The organism is Alcanivorax sp. HI0083, assembly GCF_001635175.1.
The window spans coordinates 1-1,167 of record NZ_LWFX01000276.1; the positions used below are offsets into that span (position 1 = coordinate 1).

1 protein-coding gene and 2 pseudogenes are annotated in these 1,167 nt (G+C 59.3%); all 3 read right to left on the reverse strand.

Translation table 11 applies throughout. From position 1 onward, the window contains the following. Positions 1-35: 35 nt before the first annotated feature. Positions 36-281 (reverse strand): Sec-independent protein translocase subunit TatA, encoded by a 246-nt coding sequence (gene tatA / locus A3754_RS02965; RefSeq protein ID WP_063518808.1) that lies wholly within the window; start codon positions 279-281, stop codon positions 36-38. Between the two features lie 30 nt (positions 282-311). Then, positions 312-655, reverse strand: a pseudogene (locus tag A3754_RS02970) (phosphoribosyl-ATP diphosphatase). A gap of 129 nt (positions 656-784) precedes the next feature. Beyond that, a pseudogene (locus A3754_RS27050) lies at positions 785-1,167 on the reverse strand (ubiquinone biosynthesis protein UbiB); the annotation flags it as partial.

The following is a 1,167-nucleotide window of genomic DNA, read 5'->3' on the forward strand; positions in this document are numbered from 1 at the left end:
TGGTCCGGACTGTGTCGCCGAAAAGGCGACAGGAATCAGGCCTTGTCCTTTTCCTTGTTCTGTTCGCTTTTTTGCCCGGCTTGTTGCTCGTTATCAGGCTGCTCGTCGTCAGCCAGACGTTTCTGGTCCTGCTCGTCTTCGCCATCTTTCATGGCGTTCTTGAAGCCTTTCACCGCGCCGCCCAGATCGCCGCCCATGTTGCGCAGTTTCTTGGTGCCGAACAACAGGACCACGATGGCCAGAAGAATCAGTAACTGCCAAATGCTGATGCCGGAAAACATGGTTTTCTCTCCGAAAAAGTAGGGGCCGCGTTAATGTGCGTTAGTGTTACCGCTGCGTGCGGCTTTTTCATCATGGCCGGACAGGCCAAAACGTCGTTGCAATTCTGCCAGAACCTTGTCCGGGTGTTCGCCCAGTTTGGCCAACATCACCAGGGAGTGGAACCATAGATCGGCGGTTTCGCTGATCAGTGCCTGGTTGTCGCCACTGACTTCGGCATCCCGGGCCGCAAGAATGGTTTCCACCGCTTCTTCGCCGACTTTTTCCAGGATCTTGTTCAGGCCCTTGGCGTAGAGGCTGGCCACATAGGAGCTATCCGGATCGGCGCCTTGCGCGATTCGAGTACCTGGTGCAGCTCGCTGAGTATATCTGACATAGGCTGTGTATTCTTCGTGGTCGAACTAGCGGTCTTTATGCAGGAGCCTGCTTGCTGGCGAAGGGTGATGGTTCGCTTGCAAGCAAGCTCCTACGAACATTGAGCACGGTGTTTGTGCAGGCCCACAGTCTAGCGCCGCCAGCTCCAGCTCACCAGCAGCACGGCGCCAGCAGCCAGTGGCCAGCTGAAATGGGGCGTTGCCAGCCACAGGGCCGCGCCGGCACAGCCGAGCCCGGCGAGGCCGGCAAACAGCTTGTGGCGATGGCGCACCAGTTGTTGTTCGAAACGGGCTTCCAGGCGGTCCTGCTGGTAGGGCAGGTCGCGCAGGCTTTCCAGTCCGTCGCGGAGCAGGTCGGGCATGTCCGGAAGCTGGGCGGTCCATTCCGGCAGGCGATTCTGCAGCTTCTTCAGCGTGGCGCTGGGGCCGTATTCGGCCAGCATCCAGGCTTCCAGCAAGGGGCGCCCGGTGTTCCAGATATCCAGCTGGGGATAAATGCTGCGCCCCAGTCCCT

Coding starts and splice junctions, on each gene's coding strand:
- tatA (WP_063518808.1), bottom strand. CDS start 281: ATGTTTTCCGGCATCAGCATTTGGCAGTTACTGATTCTTCTGGCCATC.